General features: G+C 75.1%; 22 protein-coding genes and 1 pseudogene. 12 read left to right on the top strand and 11 right to left on the bottom strand.

The window, feature by feature from the left end:
- Window positions 1-302: 302 nt before the first annotated feature.
- Window positions 303-1,115, bottom strand: a complete 813-nt coding sequence (locus tag ACWD3O_RS30295; protein ID WP_451418111.1) for an endonuclease I family protein — start codon at window positions 1,113-1,115, stop codon at window positions 303-305.
- Window positions 1,116-1,833: 718 nt separating this feature from the next.
- On the opposite strand from ACWD3O_RS30295, the gene ACWD3O_RS30300 reads away from it, so the two are divergent.
- Window positions 1,834-4,266, top strand: coding sequence for an esterase-like activity of phytase family protein (locus tag ACWD3O_RS30300; protein ID WP_451418112.1), 2,433 nt, complete (start codon window positions 1,834-1,836; stop codon window positions 4,264-4,266).
- 167 nt (window positions 4,267-4,433) lie between these two features.
- On the opposite strand, the gene ACWD3O_RS30305 is transcribed toward ACWD3O_RS30300, so the two are convergent.
- Window positions 4,434-5,630, bottom strand: a complete 1,197-nt coding sequence (locus ACWD3O_RS30305) for a Cmx/CmrA family chloramphenicol efflux MFS transporter (protein WP_451411187.1) — start codon at window positions 5,628-5,630, stop codon at window positions 4,434-4,436.
- 425 nt (window positions 5,631-6,055) lie between these two features.
- Between ACWD3O_RS30305 and ACWD3O_RS30310 the strand changes: the two genes are divergently transcribed.
- Window positions 6,056-6,967 carry a hypothetical protein gene (locus ACWD3O_RS30310; RefSeq protein ID WP_451411188.1) on the top strand — a complete coding sequence of 304 codons (912 nt, stop codon included), beginning with the start codon at window positions 6,056-6,058 and terminating at the stop codon, window positions 6,965-6,967.
- Window positions 6,968-6,995: 28 nt separating this feature from the next.
- Here ACWD3O_RS30310 and ACWD3O_RS30315 read toward each other — a convergent pair whose 3' ends face one another.
- Window positions 6,996-7,460, bottom strand: a complete 465-nt coding sequence (locus ACWD3O_RS30315) for a peptidoglycan-binding domain-containing protein (RefSeq protein WP_451411189.1) — start codon at window positions 7,458-7,460, stop codon at window positions 6,996-6,998.
- Window positions 7,461-7,738: 278 nt separating this feature from the next.
- On the opposite strand from ACWD3O_RS30315, the gene ACWD3O_RS30320 reads away from it, so the two are divergent.
- From ACWD3O_RS30320 to ACWD3O_RS30335, 4 genes are all read left to right on the top strand, one after another.
- A complete protein-coding gene (locus tag ACWD3O_RS30320; protein WP_451418113.1) occupies window positions 7,739-8,485 on the top strand; it encodes a VOC family protein in 747 nt (248 codons plus the stop codon).
- Window positions 8,486-8,658: 173 nt separating this feature from the next.
- Window positions 8,659-9,039, top strand: coding sequence for a VOC family protein (locus ACWD3O_RS30325; RefSeq protein ID WP_451411191.1), 381 nt, complete (start codon window positions 8,659-8,661; stop codon window positions 9,037-9,039).
- A gap of 39 nt (window positions 9,040-9,078) precedes the next feature.
- Window positions 9,079-9,867, top strand: coding sequence for a TSUP family transporter (locus ACWD3O_RS30330; protein WP_451411192.1), 789 nt, complete (start codon window positions 9,079-9,081; stop codon window positions 9,865-9,867).
- Window positions 9,868-10,083: 216 nt separating this feature from the next.
- Complete coding sequence (locus tag ACWD3O_RS30335) at window positions 10,084-10,449, top strand: VOC family protein (protein ID WP_451411193.1); 366 nt, start codon at window positions 10,084-10,086, stop codon at window positions 10,447-10,449.
- A gap of 139 nt (window positions 10,450-10,588) precedes the next feature.
- On the opposite strand, the gene ACWD3O_RS30340 is transcribed toward ACWD3O_RS30335, so the two are convergent.
- From ACWD3O_RS30340 to ACWD3O_RS30350, 3 genes and pseudogenes are all read right to left on the bottom strand, one after another.
- Window positions 10,589-11,275, bottom strand: coding sequence for a hypothetical protein (locus ACWD3O_RS30340; protein ID WP_451418114.1), 687 nt, complete (start codon window positions 11,273-11,275; stop codon window positions 10,589-10,591).
- 93 nt (window positions 11,276-11,368) lie between these two features.
- The gene (locus tag ACWD3O_RS30345; RefSeq protein ID WP_451418115.1) at window positions 11,369-11,974 is read right to left on the bottom strand and encodes a hypothetical protein; all 606 of its coding nucleotides are present in this window, start codon (window positions 11,972-11,974) and stop codon (window positions 11,369-11,371) included.
- A 196-nt stretch (window positions 11,975-12,170) separates the two neighbouring features.
- Window positions 12,171-12,650 (bottom strand): annotated as a pseudogene (locus tag ACWD3O_RS30350) (SigE family RNA polymerase sigma factor); the annotation flags it as partial.
- A gap of 193 nt (window positions 12,651-12,843) precedes the next feature.
- On the opposite strand from ACWD3O_RS30350, the gene ACWD3O_RS30355 reads away from it, so the two are divergent.
- Window positions 12,844-13,623, top strand: coding sequence for a calcium-binding protein (locus ACWD3O_RS30355; RefSeq protein ID WP_451411196.1), 780 nt, complete (start codon window positions 12,844-12,846; stop codon window positions 13,621-13,623).
- A 196-nt stretch (window positions 13,624-13,819) separates the two neighbouring features.
- Here the strand turns inward: ACWD3O_RS30355 and ACWD3O_RS30360 are convergent, their stop codons facing one another.
- Window positions 13,820-15,115: a trans-sulfuration enzyme family protein gene (locus ACWD3O_RS30360; protein ID WP_451418116.1), complete on the bottom strand. Its 1,296-nt coding sequence runs from the start codon at window positions 15,113-15,115 to the stop codon at window positions 13,820-13,822.
- A gap of 117 nt (window positions 15,116-15,232) precedes the next feature.
- On the opposite strand from ACWD3O_RS30360, the gene ACWD3O_RS30365 reads away from it, so the two are divergent.
- Complete coding sequence (locus ACWD3O_RS30365) at window positions 15,233-15,727, top strand: Lrp/AsnC family transcriptional regulator (RefSeq protein WP_451411198.1); 495 nt, start codon at window positions 15,233-15,235, stop codon at window positions 15,725-15,727.
- A 58-nt stretch (window positions 15,728-15,785) separates the two neighbouring features.
- Here ACWD3O_RS30365 and secD read toward each other — a convergent pair whose 3' ends face one another.
- The 4 genes from secD to ACWD3O_RS30385 all read right to left on the bottom strand — a co-directional run bounded on the left by secD (window position 15,786) and on the right by ACWD3O_RS30385 (window position 21,059).
- A complete protein-coding gene (gene secD, locus ACWD3O_RS30370; RefSeq protein ID WP_451418117.1) occupies window positions 15,786-18,281 on the bottom strand; it encodes a protein translocase subunit SecD in 2,496 nt (831 codons plus the stop codon).
- Between the two features lie 81 nt (window positions 18,282-18,362).
- On the bottom strand, window positions 18,363-18,743 hold the full coding sequence (locus ACWD3O_RS30375) for a hypothetical protein (RefSeq protein WP_451418118.1): 381 nt from the start codon (window positions 18,741-18,743) through the stop codon (window positions 18,363-18,365).
- Window positions 18,744-19,285: 542 nt separating this feature from the next.
- A complete protein-coding gene (locus ACWD3O_RS30380) occupies window positions 19,286-20,002 on the bottom strand; it encodes a response regulator (RefSeq protein ID WP_451411201.1) in 717 nt (238 codons plus the stop codon).
- A 1-nt stretch (window position 20,003) separates the two neighbouring features.
- Window positions 20,004-21,059, bottom strand: coding sequence for a HAMP domain-containing sensor histidine kinase (locus ACWD3O_RS30385; RefSeq protein ID WP_451418146.1), 1,056 nt, complete (start codon window positions 21,057-21,059; stop codon window positions 20,004-20,006).
- A gap of 464 nt (window positions 21,060-21,523) precedes the next feature.
- Between ACWD3O_RS30385 and ACWD3O_RS30390 the strand changes: the two genes are divergently transcribed.
- The 4 genes from ACWD3O_RS30390 (at window position 21,524) to ACWD3O_RS30405 (ending at window position 23,690) form a co-directional block, all read left to right on the top strand.
- Complete coding sequence (locus ACWD3O_RS30390) at window positions 21,524-21,847, top strand: TraR/DksA C4-type zinc finger protein (RefSeq protein ID WP_451411202.1); 324 nt, start codon at window positions 21,524-21,526, stop codon at window positions 21,845-21,847.
- 87 nt (window positions 21,848-21,934) lie between these two features.
- Entirely contained in the window at window positions 21,935-22,330 is a 396-nt protein-coding gene (locus ACWD3O_RS30395; protein ID WP_451418119.1) for a TraR/DksA family transcriptional regulator, read from the top strand.
- Between the two features lie 83 nt (window positions 22,331-22,413).
- Entirely contained in the window at window positions 22,414-23,163 is a 750-nt protein-coding gene (locus ACWD3O_RS30400) for a rod shape-determining protein (RefSeq protein WP_451411273.1), read from the top strand.
- Between the two features lie 50 nt (window positions 23,164-23,213).
- The gene (locus ACWD3O_RS30405) at window positions 23,214-23,690 is read left to right on the top strand and encodes a GNAT family N-acetyltransferase (RefSeq protein ID WP_451411204.1); all 477 of its coding nucleotides are present in this window, start codon (window positions 23,214-23,216) and stop codon (window positions 23,688-23,690) included.
- Window positions 23,691-23,786: the final 96 nt, after the last annotated feature.

Genomic DNA, 23,786 nt, shown 5'->3' on the forward strand with positions numbered 1-23,786 from the left:
CCACCCCCCAGGTCATCCGTTCGACAGGGGGCAACAGTCATGCCGGGCCCGGAGGCCAGCGGCCCTCTTGCAGGACCGCGAAGAAGATAACGGGGAAAAAAAACGGACGACCAGAGGCACGCGAGGACCACCTGGGTCTCAGGCAGCACACGTGGCCCCGGAAGACTGAGCTGTTCGTCGACCGACGTGCCCGCCGGCTGCGTGCCCCACGGTCGCCGTGACCCTCCCCTCCGCCCCCGCCGGGACCGGAACCGGGCCCCCGCGGAGAGCTGAGGGTCTTCGCGGAGGGCGCCGGCGTCGGTCTACCAGATCGCCTCGACCCACTCGGGGTGGTCGATGAACGGGTTGCGGTTGTGCTGGTAGGAGTCGTAGATGACCTGGTTGCGGCGCTCCTCGAAGGCGTCCGGCGGGTCCTCCTCGTTCCACGCCTTCAGTACGGCGAGCTTGCCCATGTAGGGAGCGCTGCCGTTGTTCACGCTGCTGTTGACCTCCAGGTCCGCCCAGCCGTCGCCGCCCTCGTAGCGGACCGCCATGTAGAAGATCATGCGGGCGACGTCGCCCTTGACGGCGTCACGCGGCTCGAAGGAGTCGGAGTCGGTGAGGCTGCCGCCGCCGGCCGAGACGGTGCTGCCGCCGTTGTCGAAGTCCTTGTTGCCCCGGATGCTGTTGACCTGCACGTCCTCGGGGCGCAGGTGGTGCAGGTCGGTGCCCGGGCCGGTGGCCGTGCCGAAGTCGCCGTGGGACTTGGCCCAGACGTGTTCCCGGTTCCAGTCGCCGACGTCACCGCCGTTGAGCGACTTGCTGCGGGAGGCACCCGAGTACAGCAGGATGACGTTGGAGCTGTTCGCCGGGTCCTGGTCGGTGACCATCAGCGCGTTCCACACGGCCGAGTAGGAGATCTTCGTCTGACTGCTGGTGATCGTGTGCAGCGACGACTTGAGGCTCGTTCCCGACTTGCCGATCGCGTTCTTGTAGTACGTCGAGTCGTAGTCCGTCGTGGTGGCGGTGGCGGTGGTCGTGGCCGTGGCCGGCGTGGCGGCCACGGCGGGGCCCATGAGCAGGGACACGACGGCGAGGGCCAGCGCTCTGCGGTGGCGGCTGCGTATCGCGAGCATGCGGGGTGTCCGATCTACGCGTGTTGAGCGGGACTCCCAGCAGATTGACATGGGCATGCGGTCGCGCGGGTGTCGGGCAGGTGCCGATTGTGTGACGGAGTGCGAACGGGCCGTGGGGGACCGGGTTGTGGCCGGTCACTGGACCTGCGTGACCGCCGTGACCGCCGTGACCGGTGACGGTGACGGCCTGGTCCGACCGGGTCTCAGGTCTGTCCGGCCAGCCGGCCGGGTAGCCCAGGTAGGGAGGGCTGATGAGCGCTTACTACATCGTGGGCACGGCGGGGATCGCGATCGTCACGGCCGGCATCGGGTACCTCGTGGTGACGGTCCACCGGGAGTTCCGGAAGGAGGGCACGTCGGTTCGGTACGGCGTCGGGCGGCCGGTGAGTGGCTGCGCCTGCGGCCATGACAGGGCGCACCACACGGCGGCGGTCTCCGACCGACGCCGAGCCGCCCCGCCCCACCCGGGGCACGGGCACCCGGGGGCACGGGCAGGCCCCTCCCCCGTGTTCGCCTCCCCGTCACCCACGCGCCCCCTCCCCGCAGCCCGCGGGTGTCAAGATCCGCCCGCGCCCCACGGTCGCGTGACCCGCCCCGTCTCCCCCGCCGAGGCCGGGGCCGGGACCGGAACCGGGCCCAGCGCACCCCCGCGTATGCGCGCGCCGTCGCCGACGGCCCCGTCCGCCGTACCGCCGTTCCGTCCCTGGAGGGACCCGCCATGCCCCGCCCGACCACCCCAGCCTCTGCCGCCGCCCCTGCCCGTCCCCGCAGCGCCGCCTCCCGGCGTCCGGCGGCCTCCCGCCGCCTGACCCAGGCCGCCGTCTCCGTCCTCTCCGCCACCGTGATGGCCGGCGGCCTCGCCGGTATCGGCACCGCCGCCGTCGGCGCAGGTCCGGACCAGGGCCACGGGCACGGCCGGGGCGACGCCGACCGCCACGCCAAGGCCCACGGTGGCGGACTCGCCTTCCACCGGACCGCGACCTACCCCGTCTTCCAGAACCGCCCGGCCGGCGAGGACCCCGCCGCCCCGACCGTCGCCGAGATCTCCGCCGTCAGCGACGACGGCCGCACCCTGGTCCACACCGACGCCCTCGCCCGCCGCATCGGCTTCCTCGACATCAGCAAGCCGGACGCACCGCGCGGCCTCGGCACCCTCTCCCTCTCCGAGCTCGGTGACGCCGAGGACGAGCCGACCTCCGTGACGGTCGTCGGGGACCACGTCCTGGTGGTCGTCAACACCAGCGCCGACCACACCCGGCCCTCCGGCCGACTGGACGTCGTCTCGCTCAAGACCCGCACCCGCGTGGCCAGTTACGACCTCGGCGGGCAGCCCGACTCCATCGCCGTCAGCAAGGACCGGCGTTACGCGGCCATCGCGATCGAGAACGAGCGTGACGAGGAGGCCACCCCGTCCGGCGGCGAGGAGGGCGACCTGCCGCAGGCCCCCGGCGGCTTCGTCCGGATCGTCGACCTCAAGGGCGGCGACCCCGCCCGCTGGGCCCTGCGCACCGTCCCGCTCACCGCCCCCGACGGCAGCGCCCTGCCGCTGCTCGCCAAGGCCGGGATCGCGGCGCCGCAGGACCCGGAGCCCGAGTACGTCACGGTGAACCGGCGCGGGCAGCTCGCCGTCACCCTCCAGGAGAACAACGGCGTCGTCCTGATCGACCTGCCCACCGGCCGCCTCACCCGCGCGTTCACCACGGGCACGGCCACCGTGGACCGCGTGGACACGGTCAAGGACGGGCGGATCTCCCTCACCGGCACGCTCGAGGACGTCCCCCGCGAGCCCGACGCCGTCGCCTGGATCGACGACCGCTACTTCGCCACCGCCAACGAGGGCGACTGGAAGGGCGGCACCCGCGGGTGGTCCGTCTTCGACTCCACCACGGGCGAGGTGGTGTGGGACGCCGGCCACGACTTCGAGTGGCTCGCCGTCCGCCACGGCCTGTTCGACGAGAGCCGCGCCGGCAAGAAGGGCACCGAGCCGGAGGGGGTGGCCGTCGCCGAGTACGACGGCGTCCGGTACGGCTTCGTCGGCTCCGAGCGGAGCAACTTCGTCGCCGTGTACGACCTGACCGACCCCCGCGCGCCGCGCTTCACGCAGCTCCTGCCCACCACCAACGGGCCCGAGGGCATCCTGCCCATCCCCTCCCGCGGTCTGCTCGCCGTCTCCAGCGAGGAGGACTCCGCGGAGGACGGCGTCCGGGCCACCGTCACCCTGTTCCGTCTCGGCAAGGGCGCCCCGGCCACGCCGTCGGTGGTCTCCGGCGACGACGCCACCGGCGCGCCCATCGCCTGGGGCGCCCTCGGCGCGCTCTCCGCCGACCCGGCCGCCCCGCACCGCCTGTGGACGGTGACCGACGCCGCCTACGCCCCCACCCGCCTCCTCACCCTCGACACCCGCCGCGCTCCGGCGGTCGTCACCACCGAGCTCACCGTCAAGGACGTCGGCGGGAATCCCGTGGCCTACGACGCCGAGGGCGTGTACGCCCGTCCCGGCGGCGGGTTCTGGCTGGCGGTGGAGGGTAGGAAGGGCCCGGAGAACAAGCTGGTCCTCCTCGACGAGCGGGGGGTCACCCGCCGGACCGTGCCGCTGCCGGCCGAGGTCGCCGCCGGGCTCGGCGGGCAGGGCTTCGAGGGTGTGACGGCGCAGAAGGACGCCGCCGGGCGGGAGATCGTGTGGGCCGCCCTGCAGCGCGAGGTGGCCGGGGATCCGGCGGGGGTCGTCCGGATCGGCCGTTACGACGTGGCCGCGGACAGCTGGAGCTGGTACGGCTACCGCCTGGGGACCACCACCGTCGCGGGCGACTGGATCGGCCTCTCCGAGATCACCGTCGTCGGCGACCGCCTCGCCGTCGTGGAGCGCGACAAGCTGAACGGGCCGGCCGCCCGGGTCAAGCAGGTCCACACCGTCCCGCTGCCCTCCGGCCCGGCGCCCGCCGGCACGCTCCCGGTCCTCGGGAAGAGGCTCGCCCTCGACGTCCTCCCCGCCCTCCGCGCCGGCAAGGGCTGGACCCAGGAGAAGCTGGAGGGCCTCACGGTCGCCGGCGACGGCACGCTCCACGCCGTCACCGACAACGACGCCCTCGACGCGGCGACCGGCGAAACTGTCCTCCTCGACCTCGGCAAGGCGAAGCGGTACATCCGTTGACCTAGGGATTCCCTCGCCAGGACCGAGGCGCTGGGCCGGGACTACCTCGCCCGCGCGGCGGGTGACCGGTGACCTGCGCGGTCACCGGTCACCGGCCACGGGTCACGGGTCACGGGTCACCTGTCGCGTGTCCCGGCGGGCGCCCCGCCCTCGTGGCCGCGTCCGCGTCACCGCGTCACCGCGCCGTCTCGGCCGTCCCCCGGTCGGGCGGCCGTGACGACGGTGAGGAACGGGAACGCGACGAGCAGCGCGACCGCGACGAGCAGTCCGCTCGCCCAGAGCGGCCCGAGGACACCCGCCTCGGTGCCGAGCGCCGCCGCGGCGACGACGGGGCCGACGGCGGCCCCCACGTTGAGCGCCGCGGTGGCGTACGAACCGGCCATCGTGGGGGCTCCCGAGGCTTCGTGCAGCACCCGCGCGATCAGCGTGCTGCCCAGCGCGAACGACAGCGCGCCGAGGGTGAACACGAGGACGAGCAGGGCGGCGGGCCGGTCGGCCAGCAGCGCCAGGGAGGGCCAGCCGAGGAGCAGCAACGGCCCGGCGAACGCGACCACTTGACCGGGTCGCCGGTCGGAGAGCCGCCCGGCGACGGTGACGCCGACGAAGGAACCGGCCCCGAAGAGCACCAGGGCCACGGAGACCCACAGCTCGCCCAGCCCGGCGGTGTCCGTCACCACGGGGGCGAGGAAGGTGAGGCTGCCGAAGGTCGCCGCGTTCACCAGCGCGCCGAGCAGCATCACGAGGAGCAGCCGGGGCCTGGTGAGCTGGGCGAGTTCCGCGCGCAACGCCGACCGGCCGGTCGCCGCCTCGTGCTCCTCACGTCCGGATGGGACGCCCTTGAGGATGCCGAGGGCCGCCGGCAGGCAGAGGGCGGCGACGGCCCAGAAGGTGGCCTGCCAGCCGAGTGCCGTGCCGAGCACCGCCCCGCCGGGGACACCGGCGATCGTGGCCACCGTCGTGCCGGACAGCAGCACGGCCAGCGCACGCCCCTTCCTGTCGGGCGGGACCAGCGCGGTCGCAGCCGTCAGCGCGACGGCGAGGAACCCGGCATTGGCGATCGCGGCGACGACCCGGGTGGCGAACAGGACGGCGAAGCTGGTGGTGAGGGCGCCGACGGCGTGCGCCGCCGCGAACACGAGGACGAACGCGAGGAGGCTGGGACGCGTGGGCCAGGCGCGGGCCGACGCGGCCACCAGGGGCGCGCCGACGATCATGCCGATCGCGTAGGCCGAGGTGAGCACGCCTGCCGTCCCGACGGTGACGCCGAAGGCCGAGGCGATGTCCGGCAGGAGGCCGGCCAGCATGAACTCCGAGGTGCCCATGGCGAAGACCGCCATGGCCAGCAGGTACAGCGAGAGAGGCATCGAGTGGCTCCGAGGGGAGGTGAGGAGAGGCACGAGAGGGTGGTCTTCTCGTCACCGCGGCCGGCCCCCGGCGCACGCCCGCCCCGGGCTCACGCCACGCGAAGCGGCGTGACGGCGGGGCTGTGGGCGTCATGAGCTATGGCAATGCGCTGTGCGCTGTGCGCTGCGCGCTCTGAACTCAGTGGTGCCGGGGGCTGACGGCGTGACCGAAAGCCCCCACCTTGTCCGACTCAGGACTCGACATGGTCGGCACGCTACCCCACCGCCCCCTGCCGGGGCATCCGCGTTGCCGGCTCCGTCCTGCACCTCGCGCGTTCGCGCGGCCGGGATGGCCGGTACCGGTCCACGCAAGTCCGCACCACTCGTTCAGGTGAGCCACCGGCATATGCCTCTGTCGTAACGGCAGGTGGGCCTAAGTTCCCGGCATGGTCAGTTCTCCCCACGAGGCGATGCACCGGATCTTCCAGGAGGATCCGGGCCTCTTCGCCCGCGCACTGCGGCCACACGGCCTGGACATCGCCGAGCCCGTCTCCTGCACACCCGTGCCGAACGACGCGACGACCGTCGAGCCACTGGAACGGCGCATCGACACCGTCCTGCAGTTGAAGGAACCGGACGGCAGCGAGTACCTGCTGGTCGTGGAGGCGCAGAGCAAGGAGGACCCGGCGAAGCACTCCAGCTGGCCCTACTACCTGGGGTTCCTGCTCGCCAAGTACGGCCTCCCGCCGGTCCTGCTGGTCGTCTGCAACGACACCGCCACGGCGGCGTGGGCCCGGGAACCGGTTCGCATCGGTTTGCCCAAGCGCCCCACCCTCATCCTCGAGCCGCTGGTTCTCGGACCGCACAACACCGCGGTCGTCACCACCCCCGAACAGGCGGCCGAGGACATCCCCGCAGCCGCGCTCTCGGCGATTCTCCACCGTACGGACAAGGCCTGTCCGGCCATACTGGAAGCCCTCTGCAAGGCCCTGCGCGACCTTGAGGAGATCGACGAAGAGCAGGCCCGCTGCTACATCGAACTGGTCGCACAAGGCCTCGGCAAGTGCGACGCCGGCGACATCTGGAGGTACCTCGTGGCCCACGACCTCTCGTTCTTCACCTCACCCCTGTCCGAGGAGATCCGTGACGAGGGCCGAGCCGAAGGCAAGGCGGAAGGCAAGGCGGAAGGCAAGGCGGAGGTGATCATCCGCCTGCTCGAGCGTCGGGGGCTCCAGATCTCCGCCGACGACCGCGACCGCATCACCGGGTGCACGGACCTGGACGTCCTCGACACCTGGTTCGACCGCGCCATCACCGCCGCCACCACCCACGAGGTCTTCGAGGAGAGCGGCGACTGACGCGCCCCGGTGCGCCGACAGGTGCGGCTCAGTAGCCGTACTTGTCGGCGCACCACTTGCCGTACCGGGCGAAGGCCGCCTTCGTTCCCGCGCCGGCGATGCCGTCGATGGCGCCCTTGTAGCCCCAGGTCCGCATCGCGCGCTGCAGTGCCTTGATGGTCTGGTTGCCGGGGATGCCGTCGATGGCGCCCCGGTAGCCGTTGGCCCGCAGTTCGCGCTGGAGGGCCTTCCAGCTCTGCGGGCCGAGGCGGCCGTCGACGGCGATCCGGTGGCCGAACTCCCGGAGCCGGTGCTGGATCCCCTTCGCCTGCCGGGTGTTGAGGCCGAGGTTGTCGACCGCCGCGGCGAGGGAGCCGGCGGTGACCGACGGGGGTGAGGCCGGGGCGGCGGTGGCGGGGGCGGTCGCGCCCATCAGGGTGCCGACGGCGATACCGGCGGCGGCGAGGCCTGTGGCGAGGGTGCGCTTCATGCGGGTCACGGCGGCGGGCTTCATGGTCTCCACCTCTCGGAGGTCGGCTGGTCGACTGGCCGGCTGGTCGCGGCTCGCCGTGGCTGGTCGGCCGGCTGAAGCATGCCTCGCGCCACACCGTTCCATGCCGGATTGCACCAACATGGTCAGGATTGGACGGTTTCGGGCGAGAGAGGGGTGCGGGCGAGCATCGCCGGGCCGATTCGCTCGCGCGTGACGTCCGGCCCCTCCCTCCCACCGGTGCGGGCGTGGTCGCCGACTGGGCACGCCACAAGGGGCGTGCGGGCCATAGGATCGCCGCCATGTCACTGGAACTCGTGCAGGTGAACATGAAGGCGCACGACCCCGAGAGGCTCGGGCGGTTCTGGGCGGAGGCGCTCGGGTGGGGGGTGTCCAGCGAGGCGCCGGGGGTGATCAACCTGGAGCCGCTCGGCTTCGACTGGCCGGACCCGACCGCCGTGTGCATCGACATCGTCGTCAGCCAGGAGCCCAAGACGGTCAAGAACCGGGTGCACCTGGACCTGGCGACCACCTCCGCCGCGCACCAGGAGGAGTTGGTGGCACGCCTGAAGGAGCTCGGGGCGACGCCCGCGGACGTGGGCCAGGGCGACGACGTGCCGTGGACGGTGCTGGCGGACCCGGAGGGCAACGAGTTCTGCGTGCTGGAGCCGCGTGAGGTCTACCGGGACACCGGGCCGATCGCCGCGGTGGTCGTCGACTGCGCCGACCCTGGGGCGCTGGCACGGTTCTGGGGAGAGGCGCTCGAGTGGACGGTGCACGAGGTGGCCGACGACCATGCGTCGCTGCGGTCGGCCAAGGGCGTCGGCCCGTACCTGGAGTTCGTCCGGGCGCCGGAGGCGAAGACCGTGTGGAACCGGGTGCACCTCGACCTGCTGCCGAGGCCCACGGGTGCGCGGACGGCGCAGTTGGAGCGGTTGGCGGGGCTGGGTGCGACCGAGGTCGACCTGGGGGACGCCGGCGTGTCGTGGGTGGTCCGGGCCGACCCGGAGGGCAACGAGTTCTGCGTGCTCGGGCGGGCGACGGACTGACCGCGAGAGGGAAGGCGTGCGGCGTGGCCCCGCCCGTCGGCCCGTCGGCCCGTTGGAGGGAGGGTGGCGGCTTGATCGTCAACTCCGGTACGGTCTGCGGGTTTTGATTGGCGCGAGGCCGGCCGTACCGGCCGTCGTGATCCGGCGGCCCCGGACGGAGAGCGGGTTGTTCCATGGCATGTCGTATCGGTGAGATGGTGCTCGGCTGCCGGGACCCGGAGCTGCTGGCGCGGTTCTGGTGCGAGGTCCTGGACTTCGTGGTGCTCGGGCGGGAGGACGACGGGTCGATCGAGATCGGGCCCCGGGAGGGGTTCGGCGGGCCGCGGCCCACGCTCTTCCTGAGCGCCCGGGAGGAGCCGGAGCCGGGGAAGTCCCGTCTGCACATCGACGTCAACCCCACGGACCGGGACCAGGACGCGGAGTTGGAGCGGCTGCTGGCGCTCGGGGCCCGTCCGGCCGAGATCGGTCAGACCGGGGAGGAGTCGTGGCACGTCCTGATGGACCCGGAGGGCAACGAGTTCTGCCTGCTCAGGAGCCGCATCGACCCGCTCTGACGCGCGCCGCGGCCGAGCGGCACGGGGAAGGGCGTAGCTGTGGAGGCGTGGACGACGGGGCTGGGCGGGTTCGGGGCCGGGTTGCTGATCTCGGTGGTCACCGCGCCGGTGGGGGTGTCGGGGGCGGTGTTCCTGCTGCCGGTGCAGGTGAGCGTGCTGGGGGTGCCGAGCCCCGCGGTGACGCCGACGAACCTGCTGTTCAACGTCGTCGCCGGCCCCGGCGCCCTGCTGCGGCACTGGCGGGCCGGGCGGCTGGGCGGGCCGTTGACGCGGCTGCTGGTGGCGGGGACCGTGCCCGGGGTGGTCGTCGGGGCGGTGGTGCGGGTCTTCGCCGTTCCGGGGCCGCGGGTCTTCCGGCTCCTGATCGCCGCGCTGCTGCTGCCGTTGGGGCTGTGGCTCTCGCTGCGGACGCTGCGCCCGGGCACCGTGGACGCCCACGGTCGCGCGCCCTCGCCCCGCGCCACGACCTCGCTGGCGCTGGCCGTCGGGGTGGCGGGGGGCGTGTACGGGATCGGAGGCGGGTCGCTGCTGGGTCCGGTCCTGGTCGGCCGGGGCGTGCCGGTGGCGGTCGTGGCGCCCGCCGCGCTGGCGTCCACGTTCGTGACGTCCGTCGTCGGCGCGGGCACATACGCGCTGCTGTCCCTGGCCACCACGGGGGCGGTCGCTCCCGACTGGGTGCTGGGCCTTTCCTGCGGGGCCGGTGGCCTGGTCGGCGGGTACCTCGGCGCGCGGCTCCAGCCGCACCTGCCGGAGACCGCGCTCCGGCTGCTGCTGGGAGGTCTCGCCGCGGGGATCGGTGCGCTGTACGCGGTGCAGGTGCTGGCGTGACGTGGAGACGCGGTGACGCGGCCGGCCGGCGGGTCGGCGTGAGCCCGCGAGCCGCCACGTGCGGTCCTGCTGATCCGCCTGCGGGAGGCGCGTCGGCGGCCTAGGGTCGGAGGCGCCGAGGGTGCCGAAGGTGCCGAGGGTGCCCGGAGGGGAACCCGCCGGCAGACCTGGGCGGCGGGTGACCGTCGACCGTCGTCTTCGAGGAAGGACACCTCCATGGCCCCCATCGGAAAGCTCGCAGCGGTCACGCTCGACGCGCCGGACCCCAAGGCGCTCGCCGCGTTCTACGGCGCCCTGACCGGCTGGGATTCCCTCTACGAGAGCGAGGACTTCCTGCTCATCGGTGCCGCCGACGGGTCCGGCCGCATCGGTTTCCAGCGGGTGGAGAGCCTGAAGCGGCCGTCCTGGCCGGGGGACGACAAGCAGATCCACCTGGACTTCAGCGTCAGCGACACCGACGAGGCCGTGGAGCGGCTGACCGCGCTGGGGGCGACCAGGCCGGACCACCAGCCGGGTGAGGGGAAGTGGGTCGTCCTGATCGACCCGGCCGGTCACCCGTTCTGCGTGACCACGATGGCCTGAGGGACGTCGGAACGTTGACCAGGTGCCCGAGTCGCGGCGGGACCGGTGGTCCGACGAGCTGGAGAACCTGGGGATCGACGCCGGGACCGCGGGCGGTGCGGCGGCACGGCTCACCCGCCGCGGCCCGGCGCCGCTCCGGTCAGGGGGTGTACAGCGACTGCAGCTTCACCACCCGGCCGTCGCCGTCGAAGCTCAGGTCGTAGCCGATGCGCTCGCGCTCCTGCGGCTGGAGCCGCCCGAGCCGGGTGACGAACTCGGCTCGGGTGGACGGCACGGCCTCGCCGCGCGGGGCGCCGGAAGGGTCGTCGCCGCGGACCTGGACGGTGAGCAGGACCCGCGCGTCCTCGGCCAGGGTCACGGTGATCCAGGGACCGTCGCCCGGGGTCATCACCCACGCCTCGAAGCGGGTGTCGGCCTTCTTCTCGGCGGTCCGCACCGCCGCGTAGGTCCGCCCGTCGGCGGTCCAGGCGTCCTTGATCTGCACGAACTGCTTGGTGCCGGCCCAGGCGGCACCGCCGACGAACTCCTGGCCCGTGCCGGAGCCCTCGCTCCCGCCCTCCGGGCCGGGGGCCTCGCCGTCGGCCACCGGGGAGGGCGTGGCCGCGTCGGCGGGCGTCCCCTCGCCGCCCGAGGGGCTCGCCGGGGCGGCGGGGGCGGACGCGGTCCTCGTGGGCGTCGCGGACTCCGCGGACCCGGACCCGGAGGCCGAGCCGGTGCCGGAGCCGGTGCCGGAGCCGCTGCCGCTGCAGCCGGTCAGGGCGAGCGCGCCGACGGTGAGGACGGCGGAGAGCAGGTACGCGGTGGTGCGGCGACGTGAGACGGACATGAGCAAGTACCCCCGTGGATCGCAGACTTGGTTGCGTGTCAGCGTCTCTACGCACCGGCCCCCGCCCCGGGTTGCGTCGGTCCCGAACTTTTTTCAGTTCAGCCAGAACGCCTCGCGCAGCGACTGGACGCGGCCCTCGCCGTCGTAGTCGATGACGAACGCCCGCCGCGGCTCGGTCCGCAGGCGCTCCAGCAGGTCGGTCGGCCGTACGTCACCGGGGGCGCCGCCGGAGGCGTCCTCCACCTCGACCGGGGTCTGCGGCGACAGGGTCAGCCGGTGCACCACCCCGGTGGGCTCGGGCGGCGTCCCCCGACCGGCGCGCAGCTGCTCCACGGTGACGCGGACCCGGTCGCCGACCAGCACCGGGTCGTGGAGGTAGGCGAGTTCACCGGCGTACTCCTGCCCCGGCACCGGTGTGGGCGGCACGAACTGCGAGGCGTCCGGCACCGGGGGCCGGGTGGCGACGGGCGCCGGGGCGGAATCCTCGACGAACGGGAGCAGCCGGGGGCCGCCGAGGGTGATCACCGTGGCCGCGGCGGCGGCCAGCACCAGACCGCCCGAGACGGCCGCCGCCCGCCTGCGCCGTCGGCGCCGGTCACCGCGCGCCCGGATGCGCTCCGCGGCCTGCGGCGCGGCGGACCGGCTCCCCTCGGCGGCGAGCTCGGCGAGCCGGCTCTCCCAGTCGGTCGCCTCAGCCACGTCCCACCTCCGACAGTCCTTCCGCCCGCGGCTCCGACCCCGACCCCGGATCCGGCCCCGACCCCGGCTCCGTCTCCGGCCCTGGCTCCGTCTCCGGCTTCGGCTTCGGCCCCAGCTCCGGCGCGGCATCGGTGCCGCCGTGGCCATCACCATGGCCGCCACCGCCACCACCACCGCCACCACCACCGCCACCGCCGTCGCTGTCGCCGTCGGTCAACAGCGCGGCGAGCGCCGCCCGGCCGCGGCTCAGCTGCGCCTTGACCGTGCCGACGGGGGACCGGGTCTCGGCGGCGACCTCCTTCACCGACAGGTCGCACAGATGGTGCAGCACCACGACCCTCCGCTGCGCCGCGGGAATGCGCCGCAGCGCCTCCACCAGCTCGACGTGACGGGTGTCCGGCGGCGGCACCACGGTGGCCGGGCCCTGGCGCCGGGCGGAGGAGAGCGCCGTGCGCACCCGCCGCCACCGGCTGACCGCGAGCCGCCAGGCCACCGTCCGCACCCACGCCTCCGGGGCGCCCTCCTCGTCCAGCGCGGCGCGGCGCTCCCAGGCGCGGACGAAGGCCTCCTGGACCACGTCCTGTGCCTCCGCGAAGTCGCCGGTCATCGCGTAGAGCTGGCCGATGAGCCGGCCGGCGCTCGCGGCGTAGAAGGCGTCGAACGCCTGCTCGTCCATCCTCACCCTGCGGTTCGTGGCGGCCGGGTGGTGCTCTGTCGCGGGAACACTGTCACCCGCCTCGCGTCCGGCGCAAGAAGAACGTCCCGTGGAGATCCATGACGCCGCTGTGACGAATCCGTGGCGAAAAGCCGCTGGCCAACGCTTTACGCTCTGCCTACACAGCTTTCGAGATCCCGTGGGGGGAAACACCTTGCGCACCATCACGCGCCCCGCCGTGCTCGGCGTCGGCATCGCCCTGGCCGCCACCACGCTCGGCGCCACCACCGCGCAGGCGGACAGCGCGGGCGACATCAGGATCGACAAGGTCGTCGTCAACGGCGGCAAGCCGGTCGTGGTCGGGACCACCAAGGTGGTGACCGCGAAGGTCTCCATCACCGCGACGGACGACTCCGGCATCGCGGAGACGACGTACATCAGCGCCTTCGGCCCGAACCCGAACTACGCGCAGATCTGGTACGAGGACGGCGACATCACCTGCACCAAGGTCAGCGCCACCACGTCCACCTGCACGGGCAACCTGACGTTCGACCCGGTCGGGTCGATGGCGCTGTTCGACAACGCCGCGGCGGGCACCTGGGAGCTCTCCACCCTGGTCTCGGCCCACGACTACGACTACATCGCCAAGGACCCGGCGGCCACCTTCAAGGTGCAGCGGTACTCCAAGCTCACGGTCAACGCCTCGCCGGAGCCGGTGAAGAAGGGCCGGACCGTCAAGGTCACCGGCAAGCTGACCCGCGCCAACTGGGAGACCGGCCAGTACCACGGCTACACCAAGCAGCCGGTGAAGCTCCAGTACCGCAAGAAGGGCAGCACCACCTGGACGACGCTGAAGACGGTCACCTCCAGCTCCACGGGCGCCCTGTCGACGTCCGTCACCGCCTCCGCCGACGGCTACTTCCGCTACAGCTTCGCGGGCACGTCGACGACCCCGGCGGTCAGCTCGAGCAGCGACTACGTGGACGTGCAGTAGGACGTCCACGGAGGACGTCCACGGAGGACCTTCAGCAGACCCGGCGGAGCCCCCGCGATCGGACGACGACGATCGCGGGGGCTCCCCCGTTTCCGCGGCGCGGGCGTGCTCCCCGGCGCCGGGGTGCGCCGGCGGCGGCCAGGCATTCCCCTCCAGTGATGCCTCGCCGCCGCCGACGCGGTCGGGGCCGCTCAGCTCACCGGGCCGCGGCGCCCGCGTGGGCGGAGAGCGGCAGGACCGCCGGGGCCGACGGGGTCACGGCCGTCCCGCCTCCCGCGGTGCCCGCGGCGCTGGCTCCGCCCGCGGTGAGCGCGGACTCCAGGTCGGCGATCAGGTCGTCGACGTGCTCCAGGCCGATCGACAGGCGCACCATGTTGGCCGACGGGCGGGCGTGCGGGGCGACGGGGCGGTGGGTGAGCGCGGCCGGGTGCTGGACCAGGGAGTCCACGCCGCCGAGCGAGACGGCGTGGGTGAAGAGCGAGAGCGAGGACGTCAGGTGCCGGGCCGCCTCGTAACCGCCGCGCAGGGCGACGGCGATCATCGCGCCGGGGCCGCGCATCTGGTGGCGCAGGGAGCCGGTGCGGCCGTCGGCCAGGACGGCGGAGTCCAGGTCGGGGTAGAAGACGCGCTCCACGGCGGGGTGCCGGGCGAGCCGTCCGGCCAGTTCGCGGGCGGTCTCCTGCTGGGCGCGGACCCGGGTGGGCAGCGTGGCGAGGCCGCGGTGCAGGAGGTAGGCGGCCAGCGGGTGCAGCAGCGCGCCGGTGATGGCGCGCACCCGGCGCAGCGCCTCGGCGGTGGTCTCGTCGCAGGCGATGACGCCGCCGATGACGTCGCCGTGTCCGCCCAGGTACTTGGTGGCGCTGTGCAGCACCAGGGACGCGCCCAGGGTGACCGGGTTCTGCAGCACCGGCGTGGCGAAGGTGTTGTCCACCATGACCGGGACCGGGCCCGCCTGGCGGACGACACCGGCGATGTCGACCAGGTCGAGGGTGGGGTTGGCGGGGGTCTCCAGGATCACCAGGGCGGTGTCCGGGCGGGCCGCGATCGCGCCGGCCACCTCGTGGGCGCGGCAGAAGGTGGTCTCCACGCCGAGGAGCCCGGAGGCCAGCAGGTGGTCGGTGCCGCCGTACAGGGGGCGGACGGCGACGACGTGACGGTTGCCGCCCGCACCGGTCAGGGCGAGGATCGCGGCGGTGGTGGCGGCCATGCCGGAGGCGAAGGCGACCGCCGCCTCGGCCTGCTCCAGGTCGGCGAGGGCCCCCTCGAAGCGGGCGACGGTGGGGTTCCACAGCCGCTGGTAGACGGCGCCGCCGTCCGGCAGCGGGCGGCCGCCGGTGGCCATCGACTCGTAGGAGTCGCCGCCGCGCTCGATGTCCGGGAGGGGGTTGGTGGAGGACAGGTCGATCGGGGGCGCGTGCACGCCCAGGTCGGCCAGGTCCGCGCGTCCGGCGTGGACGGCCAGCGTCTCGATGCGCTCAGGAGAGATGCCCATGGTGGGAGCGTTGCACCGGGAGCAGGAACACCGCATGATCGCTGCAGAATCGGCAAGGAACGCGGCGACATCCGAGGTCGTCGACGGAATCGGCCGCCCGTCGCCCTGGGGATTTCGTTGAAAAAACGAGAGCAGCGGCCGCTCCTGGACGAGCTGGACCGCCGGATCGTCGGCCTGCTGGCCGACGACCCGCAGCTGACCAACAAGGCCCTGGCCCGCCGCCTGGGCCTCGCCGAGTCGACCTGCGCCTACCGACTGCGGGCGCTGCGGGAGCGCGGGGTCGTCGCGGGGACGACGCTCCGGCTCGACTACTCGGCGCTCGGGCACCCGCTGCAGGCGCTGATCAAGGTGCGGCTGGAGCGGCACAACGCGGAGCACGTCAACCGGCTCTACGCCAGCCTGGTGCGGACGCCCGGCGTGATCCAGGTGTTCCACGTGGCCGGGGCCGACGACTTCTACCTGCACGTCGCGGTGGCGGACGCGGAGGCGCTGCGCGACTTCGTGCTCCAGCACATCACCGTGCACCGGGTGGTGCGGCAGACGGAGACGCACCTGATCTTCGAGCGGCGGGACGGCGTGGGGGTGCTGCCCGCGCCCGAGGCGACCGCCTGAGCGGTCGGGCGGCCCGGCCGGAGGGCGCCGCGGGGGGCCTCCGGCCGGGCCGGCCGCCTCACCGTCCCGCGGGCTGCGCCGCCGTCCGCCCCGGCGCCTGCCGGACCGGACGGTCCGCGGGGGCCGTGGGAGCGGTGCCGCTGCCGAGCTCCAGCGCGAGGGGCGCGGCGACGAACACGGACGAGTAGGTGCCGACCACGACGCCGATCAGCGTGGCGAGGGCGAAGTCCGTGAGGGTGTCGCCGCCGAGGACGGCGAGGGCGGCGAGGATGAGCACGGCGCCGAGCCCCGTGTTGACGGTGCGGGGCAGGGTCTGCAGGACGGCCGTGTTCACCAGGTCCGGCAGCGGACGTGCCCGGGTGCCGGACTTCCCGCCGCGGCCCCCGCCCCGGCCGCGGAGCAGTTCGCGCACCCGGTCGAAGACGACCACGGAGTCGTTGACCGAGTAGCCGATGACGGTGAGCAGCGCGGCCAGGAAGACGCCGTCCACGGTCTTGCCGAGCCAGGCGAAGACGCCGACCAGCACGACCACGTCGTGGGCGAGGGCGCCGACCGCCGCGACGCCGAACCGGCCGCGGAAGCGGACCGCCAGGTAGAGGAGCTGGGCGCCGAGGGCGACGCCCAGGGCGAGCAGCGCGTTGCGGCGCAGTTCCTCGCCGAGGCTCGGCCCGATCAGCTCGTCGCGGACCTTGGTGGCCCCGCTCCCGGCCTCGCTTCCCGCCTCGCTCCCGGCCTCGCCTCCGCCTCCGCTCCCCGGCCCGCTCCCGTCTCCGCTCCCGGCCCCGCTCCCGGCCTCGTCCGTGGCGAGGGCGGCGAGGGTGCGGGTGACCGTGTCCGCCTCGGTGTCGGTCAGCCGCTCGGTGCGCACCGACAGGCCGTTGTCGCCGGAGGACTGCACGACGGCCCGGGGGAAGCCGGCGTCGGCGAGGGCGGCGCGGGCGCGTTCGGGGTCGACGGGCGCGGTGGTGGCGTACTGCAGGAGGCGGCCTCCGGTGAAGTCGATGCCGAGGTCGACCCCGCGCACGGCGATGCCGGAGCCGGCCAGGACCAGCGCGGCGGCGCCGGCGGCGAGCCAGCGGCGCGGGCGGCGCAGCAGGTGGGGGTTGCGGCGGTCCAGGGCGCGGCGGACCCGGCCCACGTCGGCGATGCCGGTGACGCGCGGCCGGCGGCGCACCGAACGGCGGGAGACGGCGAAGTCGGCGAGGACCCGGGTGACCACCAGGGCGCTGACCATGGAGGCGAGCACGCCGATGCCGAGGGTGACGCCGAAGCCGCGCACCGGGCCGGACGCGAGCAGGAACAGCAGCACGGCGGCGATCAGCGTGGTCACGTTCGAGTCGGCGATCGCGCCGAACGCCTTGCGGAAACCGGCGGCCAGGGCCGGGCGGACGCCGGGCCTGGCCCGGGCGGCGTGTTCCTCGCGTGCCCGTTCGAAGACGAGGACGTTGGCGTCGACGGCCATGCCGATGGCGAGCACGAAACCGGCCAGGCCCGGCAGGGTGAGGGTGGCGCCGAGGGCGGCCAGCGCGGCGTAGGAGATCAGGCCGTAGCAGAGCAGCGCGACGACGGCGAGGACGCCCAGGAGCCGGTAGGCCCGGGCGAGGAACAGGGCGGTGAGCGCGGTGCCGATGACGGCGGCCCAGGCGCTCGCCTCGACGGCGCGGGCGCCCAGGGTGGGGCCGACGGTGTGCTGCTCGACGGTCTCCACCGGCACGGGCAGCGCGCCGCCGCTGATCAGCAGGGACAGTTCGCGGGCGTCGGCGTCGGTGAACTGGCCGGTGATGCGGGTGGCGCCGCCGGTGATGCCGTCGCCGCAGGCGACGGAGGGTTCGACCTGCGGGGAGGAGACCACCCGGTCGTCGAGGACGATGGCGACCCGGCGGGCGGGGTCCCCGGGCGCGGCGCAGGCGGCCTCGCCGGTGAGCCGGGCCCAGCGGTCGCTTCCGGCCTTGTCGAAGTCGACGGTGACGTGCCAGCCGGCGCCGGTCTGCGCGTCGTGGCGGGCGTCGGCGCGTTCCACGTCGCCGCCGGTCAGGGCGGCGGGGCCGAGGCGGAGGCGTTCGCCGGACTCGTCGGGCAGGACCCGCCCGGCGGCGGTGTCCTCAGCGGCGCCGGGGTCCTCGCCGGTGGCCGTGTCCCCGTCGGCGGCCGTGTCCTCGCCGGCGGCCGTGTCCTCGCCGGCGGCGGGGTCCTCGGTCCCGAGCACCGGGTGGAAGGTGAGCTGGGCGGTGCGGCCCAGGACCTCGGCGGCCTCCTTGGGGTCCTGGACGCCGGGCAGTTCGACGATGATCCGCCGGTCCCCGGAGCGCTGCAGGGTCGGTTCCGCGACGCCGAGCGCGTCGACGCGTCCGCGCAGCACCTCCAGGGTGCGGTCGGTGGCCTCGCGGTCGGCCTCGACGGCGGGGGTGGAGCGGGTTTCCAGCACGATCTGGGTGCCGCCGCGCAGGTCGAGTCCGAGTCGGACCGGCACGGTGAGGGTGATGAGGACGGACAGGGCGACCACGGCGAGGGCGATCAGCGCCCTCCACCGGGTGGAACGGGACGTTCTGGACACAAGGGCCTCCGGCTGGGCACGCCACGGGGACGGCCGGCTCGGCCGCCGTCGGTGACGCGGGGATGGATGGGGCGGGGTCGGTCAGACGCCGGAGGGGGGTGACCGACCGCGGTGCGGAAGGAGGTCGCCGGGGACGGGCGGGCGCGCGGCGAGGCGGCCGCCGGCGCGGGCCGGGGCGGGCGGGGCGACGGCGGGCGCGGCGGGGCGGACCGCCGGGTGGCCCGGGTGGTCGCCCGGCGGATGGTGCCGGGTGGCCGCGGGGGCGAGGCAGACACCGCCCGCGCACCGGTCGTCGGCGTGCGGGGCCGTCCCCTGTCCTGCGGCCACCACGTGGACACCCGTCGGCGCCGCGGCGGGGGATCCGGTGGGCGGTCCGCCGGGGGCGAAGGCGCCTAGCACGGCCAGGAGGAGGGCCACGACCCAGGGGAGGCCGGTCGGGTGGCGGTGCGGCGCCCAGTGCATCGGTGGTCCTCCCCCTTTCCGTCGGTCGTCCGCCGGCTCCCGCCGGTCCTCGCTTCCTGCCGGCCGGTCCCGGCCCCTTCCTGGTGACCCACGGGCCCTGACGGCCCGGCCCCGTCGCGGAGCCCGCGCTCCAGCCGCCTCCCGGCCCCGCCTGGCCCTCACCGCGGTGCGGCCCCACCCGCGCCTGACGCGAGCTGCCCCGCACCTCGGTGCGACCGGAGCCGCGCCCCGGTGCGAGCCGGTGCGAACCGACCCGCGCCCGTACCGAGCCGGTGCCAACCGGCCCTCACCGCGGTGCGGCCCCACCCGGGCGTGACGCGAGCTGCCCCGCACCTCGGTGCGACCGGAGCCGCGCCGCGACACGAGCCGGTGCCGGCCGACCCGCGCCCCGTGCGGGCCCGCACCGGCCGCTGCCGGCCGACGGGCCCGACGGGCCCCGACGCCGGAAGGACGGTCGGGGCGCGGCCAGGGTTCCCGGCGCGCGGCCGGAGGGATGAACCCGGCGCCCCGGGCCCGGGAGCGACACCGGGGGCGGCGGGCGGTCAGGGCTCGACGAGGCCCGCCCGGATGGCGTACCGGGTGAGTTCGAGACGGTCCCGCAGCCCGAGCTTGCTCAGCAGGTTGGCGCGGTGGCGCTGCACCGTCTTCACGCTGATGAACAGCATCTCGGCGATCTCCTTCGAGGAGTGCCCCTCGGCCACCAGCTTCAGGACCTCCTCCTCCCTCGGGGTGAGGATCTGCCCCGGCACCTCCTCGCCCTGCCGGACCCGGTCGAGGTAGTGGCGGATCAGGGCGGTGACCGCGCCGGGGTAGAGGAACGGCTCGTCACGGATCGCGGCCCGGCACGCGGCGACCAGGTCCCGGTCGGCGACGGACTTCAGCACGTAGCCGGAGGCCCCGGCCTTCAGCGCCTGGAAGAAGTACTGCTCGTTGTCGTGCATGGTCAGCATGAGGATCCGCAGCCCCGGCCGGACGGCGGCCAGTTCGCGGGCCGCCTGGAGCCCGGTCATCCGGGGCATGGCGATGTCCAGCACCGCCAGGTCCACCTCGTGGGCGCGGGCCTGCTCCACGGCCTCGGCGCCGTCGCCCGCCTCGGCGACCACCCGCAGGTCCGGTTCCTGGTCGAGGATCAGCCGCACCCCGCGCCGCACCAGGGCGTGGTCGTCGGCGAGCAGGATGCGGGCGGGCCGGCTCCCCGGCGTCGCGGGGGTCTCGGCGGGCTCGGGGGTGAGCGGGGTGACGGGGTTGTCGTGCTGCATCTCAGAAGTCCTGGACGTCGGCGCGTACGGCGGAGGCGGCCGGTACGGGCGGTACGGGCGGTACGGGCTGCGGAAGGGCGAACGGCCCCGACCCAGGCGGGGCGGGAGCCGCCGGGGGGACGGGCACGGTGAGCCGCACGGTCGTCCCGCCGCCGTTCGGCCCGGGGACGACCTCGAGGGAGGCGCCCACCAGCAGCGCCCGTTCCCGCATGCCGCGGATCCCGGCCCCCTCGCACAGCCGCCGGATGCCGCGCCCGTCGTCGGTGACGGCGAGCTCGACGGCGTCCGGGTCCCGGCGCAGGCGCACGGTGACCGTCTCGGCGTCGGCGTGGCGGGCCGCGTTGGTCAGGCTCTCCTGGGCGACGCGGTAGAGGACCAGTTCGGTGGTCGGATCCAGCGGCTGCAGGTCGCCGGCGAAGTCGCGGCGCACGGTCAGACCGGTGTGGGTGGCGAAGTCACCGGCCAGCGCGGTGAGGGCGCTGACCAGGCCGAGGTCCTCCAGGACGCCGGGGCGCAGCCGCCGCAGCAGGCGCCGGACCTCGTCCAGGCTGCCGCGGGTGGCCTCCTGGATCTGCCGCAGTTCGTCCCGCAGCGGCGGGTCGGCCGTGTCGGCGGCCCGTTTGAGCGCCAGCAGCACGGCCGTCATGCTCTGCCCCACCTCGTCGTGCAGTTCCTGCGCGACGCGGCGGCGCTCCGACTCCTGGGCGCTCAGCACCCGGGCGCTGCTCGCCACGCGTTCCTGCTCCAGGCGTTCCAGCATGGCGTTGAAGGTGCGGATGACGTCGGCGACCTCGCCGGTACCGCTCTCCGGCAGCCGCTGCCCGGGGCGGAGCAGGTCCACGGTGGCCATCCGGCGGGTGAGCCGGACCAGCGGGGCCAGCCCCCAGCGGATGAGGGCGGCGTTGGCGACCAGCATCACCCCGAGGCCGCCGACCAGGATCACCGCCTCGGTCAGCAGCACCGGCACGGACACCGTCACCGGCGCCCACAGCAGCAGCGCCGTGGCCACGCCCAGCACCACGGCGTTGAGCAGGAAGATCCGCCAGAACAGGGACACCGGGGTCACGCCTCCTTCAGCGATGCGTCGCCCACCACTTACGCCCCCCACTCTCGGGCATCGCGGTCCCCCGGCGCGCCGCGGCTCCCCCGGCACGGCCCGGCCGTGCGGGCCGGCCCTCCAGCCTGCCGGGTGGCCGGGCCAGCGTCGATGGGTCGCGGAACCCATTCCGGGCGGGTCGCGGCACCCATGCGGGGGTGGGCGGGACGGGCGGAAATGGGGCGCGCGGCCGATGGCGGCGGGCGGCGCGGGCGGCGAGGGTGGACCCGTCCGCGGCCCGCCCCGGCCGCCGGACCAGGCACCCGGCCCCGTCGCCGGGGGCCCGACGCCCCCTGCCGTCACGACCGACCGGCGGCGGTGGCCGGCGTCACGCACGGGGCGCACGCACCGCGGACGCACCGCGCACGCACCGCCTTCCGGCCCGCCCGCACCCGGCCGGCCCGGAACCGATGGAAAGGACTCCCATGGCCCTCGACGCCGCTCCTCCCGAACCCCGCCCGCAGCGCCACACGTCCAAGGAGGCCCGCCAGCGCCTGGAGCACGAGCGCGACAGCCGGCTCGCCCAGCTGCGCTCCCTCACCGGCGGGCAGGCGGCGGACGACCACCTGATGTCCCCGCAGAAGGAGGCGATCACCAGGGTGCTGCGGGAGATCGACGCGGCGTTCGCCCGGGTCCAGGACGGCACGTACGGCACGTGCGGGCGCTGCGGGGAGGCGATCCCGGAGGAGCGGCTGGAGATCCTGCCGTACACCCACCACTGCGTCGGCTGCCGCCGCAAGGACGCCTGAGGACGCCCCGTGCGCGCGTCCCGACCCGTCCCGTACTCCCGGCCCCCGGCCCTCGCCCCCGGCCCCTCGCCCCTCGGAGGTGACGTGGTGAACTCCCCGACCGCCGGTGACCGCGCCGCGCGGCACCTGACCGCGGAGGACCTCGCCGTCCTCCGCGCCGCCCTGCGGGAGCAGCTCCGGCTGCTGCGCGACCCCGCCGGGCCCGCCGGGCCGGCGTCCGGCGCACCGGCCCGCATGGTCCTCGCGGACGTCGAGGCGGCGCTGCGGCGCCTGGACGAGGGCCGGTACGGCCTCTGCCACCGGTGCCGCCTGCCGGTCGACCGGAAGCAGCTGCTGCTCGTCCCGCAGGCCCGCTACTGCGCGCCCTGCCGGCGGCTGCGGGCCCTGAACCGGGCGTCCGCCGGGGCGGTGACGTCCGCCGCTCCCGGTTCCCCGCCGCCGTCGCGGCGTGCGGCGGGGCCTCGGCGGGCGGCGGGCCGGTGACCGTCCGGCGGCCCGGCGACGCGGACGCCGCCCCGGTCCGCGGCACGTCCGGGCCACCGCGGCCGGTCCCGAGCGGTGTCGCGCTGGACCTGGGCAGCGCCCGCACCCGCGCGTGGACGCCCGGCCGGGGCCCGGTCCTCGACGTGCCCACCGTCGCCGTGGACGGCCCCGGCCACCCGGTGCGGCGGGGCTCCGTCGTCGACGAGGCGGCGTGCGCGGGGCTGCTGCGGCGGCTGCTCGCCCACCGGCTGCGCGGGCCCGCCCGCCCGCTGGTCGTGCTCACCACGCCGGTGCTGGACCCGGTGGTCTCCCGGACGGCCGCCCGGTCCGCCGTGGGGGTGCTCGGGCCGCGGGCGGTGCTGACCGTGCCGGGGGCCCGGGCGATCGCGGTGGCCGCCGGGGCCGCCCTGTCCCGGCCGCTGCTGGTGGTGGACGTCGGCGCGCAGCTCACCGAGGTGGTGCTGCTGGACGAGGGCGCGGTCGCCGACGCCCGCCGGGTCGCGCTGGGCACCGCCGACCTCGGGAGCGGCGCCACGGAGGACGACGTCGTCGACGCGGTGACCACGATGGTGTCCGCGACGCTCCGGCAGGACCGGGCGTCGCTGGTCCCGGTGGCGCTCTCCCGCGGCGTGCTGCTGGCGGGCGGCGGGGCGCTGCGGCACGGGATCGTCCGCCGTCTGGAGGCCCGGCTGCCCGCCCCGCTCGTCGTGGTGCCCGCCCCGCACACCGCCGCCGTCCGGGGGGCCGCCCGGCTGCTCGGCGCGGCCGGCCTGCACCCGAGTGCGCGCGGCCCCGGCCCGAGTGCGCACGGCCCCGGTCCGACCGGGTGGTGAGCCGCGGACCCGCCGCTCCCCGGACCCGGCGGGCCTGCGACCATGGGCGGATGCCGACCTCTGCCGCGCTGCTGATCGCCGCCGACTCGCCGCTGCGCGAGGACGTCACCGCGCTCCTGGACGAGCATCTGCGGGACATGTACGCCACCAGCCCGCCGGAGTCGGTGCACGCCCTCGACCCCGGCGCCCTGACGGGCGACGGCATCGTCTTCGTGACCGCGCGCGCCGCGGACGGAACCCTGCTGGGCTGCGGGGCGCTCAAGGACGTCGCCCCCGGCCACGGCGAGCTGAAGTCGATGCGCACCGCGGCCGCCGCCCGGGGCCGCGGGATCGCCTCGGCGGTGCTGGAGCACCTGACCGGGCTGGCCGCCGGGCGCGGACACCGCCGGCTGAGCCTGGAGACCGGCGCCGAGGACTACTTCGCCGCGGCCCGGCGGCTGTACGCCCGGCACGGGTTCACCGCCTGCCCGCCCTTCGGCGACTACCGGGACGACCCGAACAGCGTGTTCCTCACCAAGGCCCTCTGAACCAGGCGCCGCGGCCCAGGCGCTCCGGGCCAGGCCCTATGAACCAGGCGCCGCGGACCACGCGCTCCGGACCAAGGGCGCTTCGAGCGGGACTCC

The organism is Streptomyces sp. NPDC002640 (assembly GCF_053592575.1).

Coding starts and splice junctions, on each gene's coding strand:
- ACWD3O_RS30360 (WP_451418116.1), bottom strand. CDS start 15,115: ATGGGCATCTCTCCTGAGCGCATCGAGACGCTGGCCGTCCACGCCGGA.
- ACWD3O_RS30320 (WP_451418113.1), top strand. CDS start 7,739: ATGTCACTGGAACTCGTGCAGGTGAACATGAAGGCGCACGACCCCGAG.
- ACWD3O_RS30340 (WP_451418114.1), bottom strand. CDS start 11,275: ATGTCCGTCTCACGTCGCCGCACCACCGCGTACCTGCTCTCCGCCGTC.
- ACWD3O_RS30380 (WP_451411201.1), bottom strand. CDS start 20,002: ATGCAGCACGACAACCCCGTCACCCCGCTCACCCCCGAGCCCGCCGAG.
- ACWD3O_RS30295 (WP_451418111.1), bottom strand. CDS start 1,115: ATGCTCGCGATACGCAGCCGCCACCGCAGAGCGCTGGCCCTCGCCGTC.
- ACWD3O_RS30310 (WP_451411188.1), top strand. CDS start 6,056: ATGGTCAGTTCTCCCCACGAGGCGATGCACCGGATCTTCCAGGAGGAT.
- ACWD3O_RS30300 (WP_451418112.1), top strand. CDS start 1,834: ATGCCCCGCCCGACCACCCCAGCCTCTGCCGCCGCCCCTGCCCGTCCC.
- ACWD3O_RS30405 (WP_451411204.1), top strand. CDS start 23,214: ATGCCGACCTCTGCCGCGCTGCTGATCGCCGCCGACTCGCCGCTGCGC.
- ACWD3O_RS30335 (WP_451411193.1), top strand. CDS start 10,084: ATGGCCCCCATCGGAAAGCTCGCAGCGGTCACGCTCGACGCGCCGGAC.
- ACWD3O_RS30390 (WP_451411202.1), top strand. CDS start 21,524: ATGGCCCTCGACGCCGCTCCTCCCGAACCCCGCCCGCAGCGCCACACG.
- ACWD3O_RS30315 (WP_451411189.1), bottom strand. CDS start 7,460: ATGAAGCCCGCCGCCGTGACCCGCATGAAGCGCACCCTCGCCACAGGC.
- ACWD3O_RS30375 (WP_451418118.1), bottom strand. CDS start 18,743: ATGCACTGGGCGCCGCACCGCCACCCGACCGGCCTCCCCTGGGTCGTG.
- ACWD3O_RS30325 (WP_451411191.1), top strand. CDS start 8,659: ATGGCATGTCGTATCGGTGAGATGGTGCTCGGCTGCCGGGACCCGGAG.
- ACWD3O_RS30305 (WP_451411187.1), bottom strand. CDS start 5,630: ATGCCTCTCTCGCTGTACCTGCTGGCCATGGCGGTCTTCGCCATGGGC.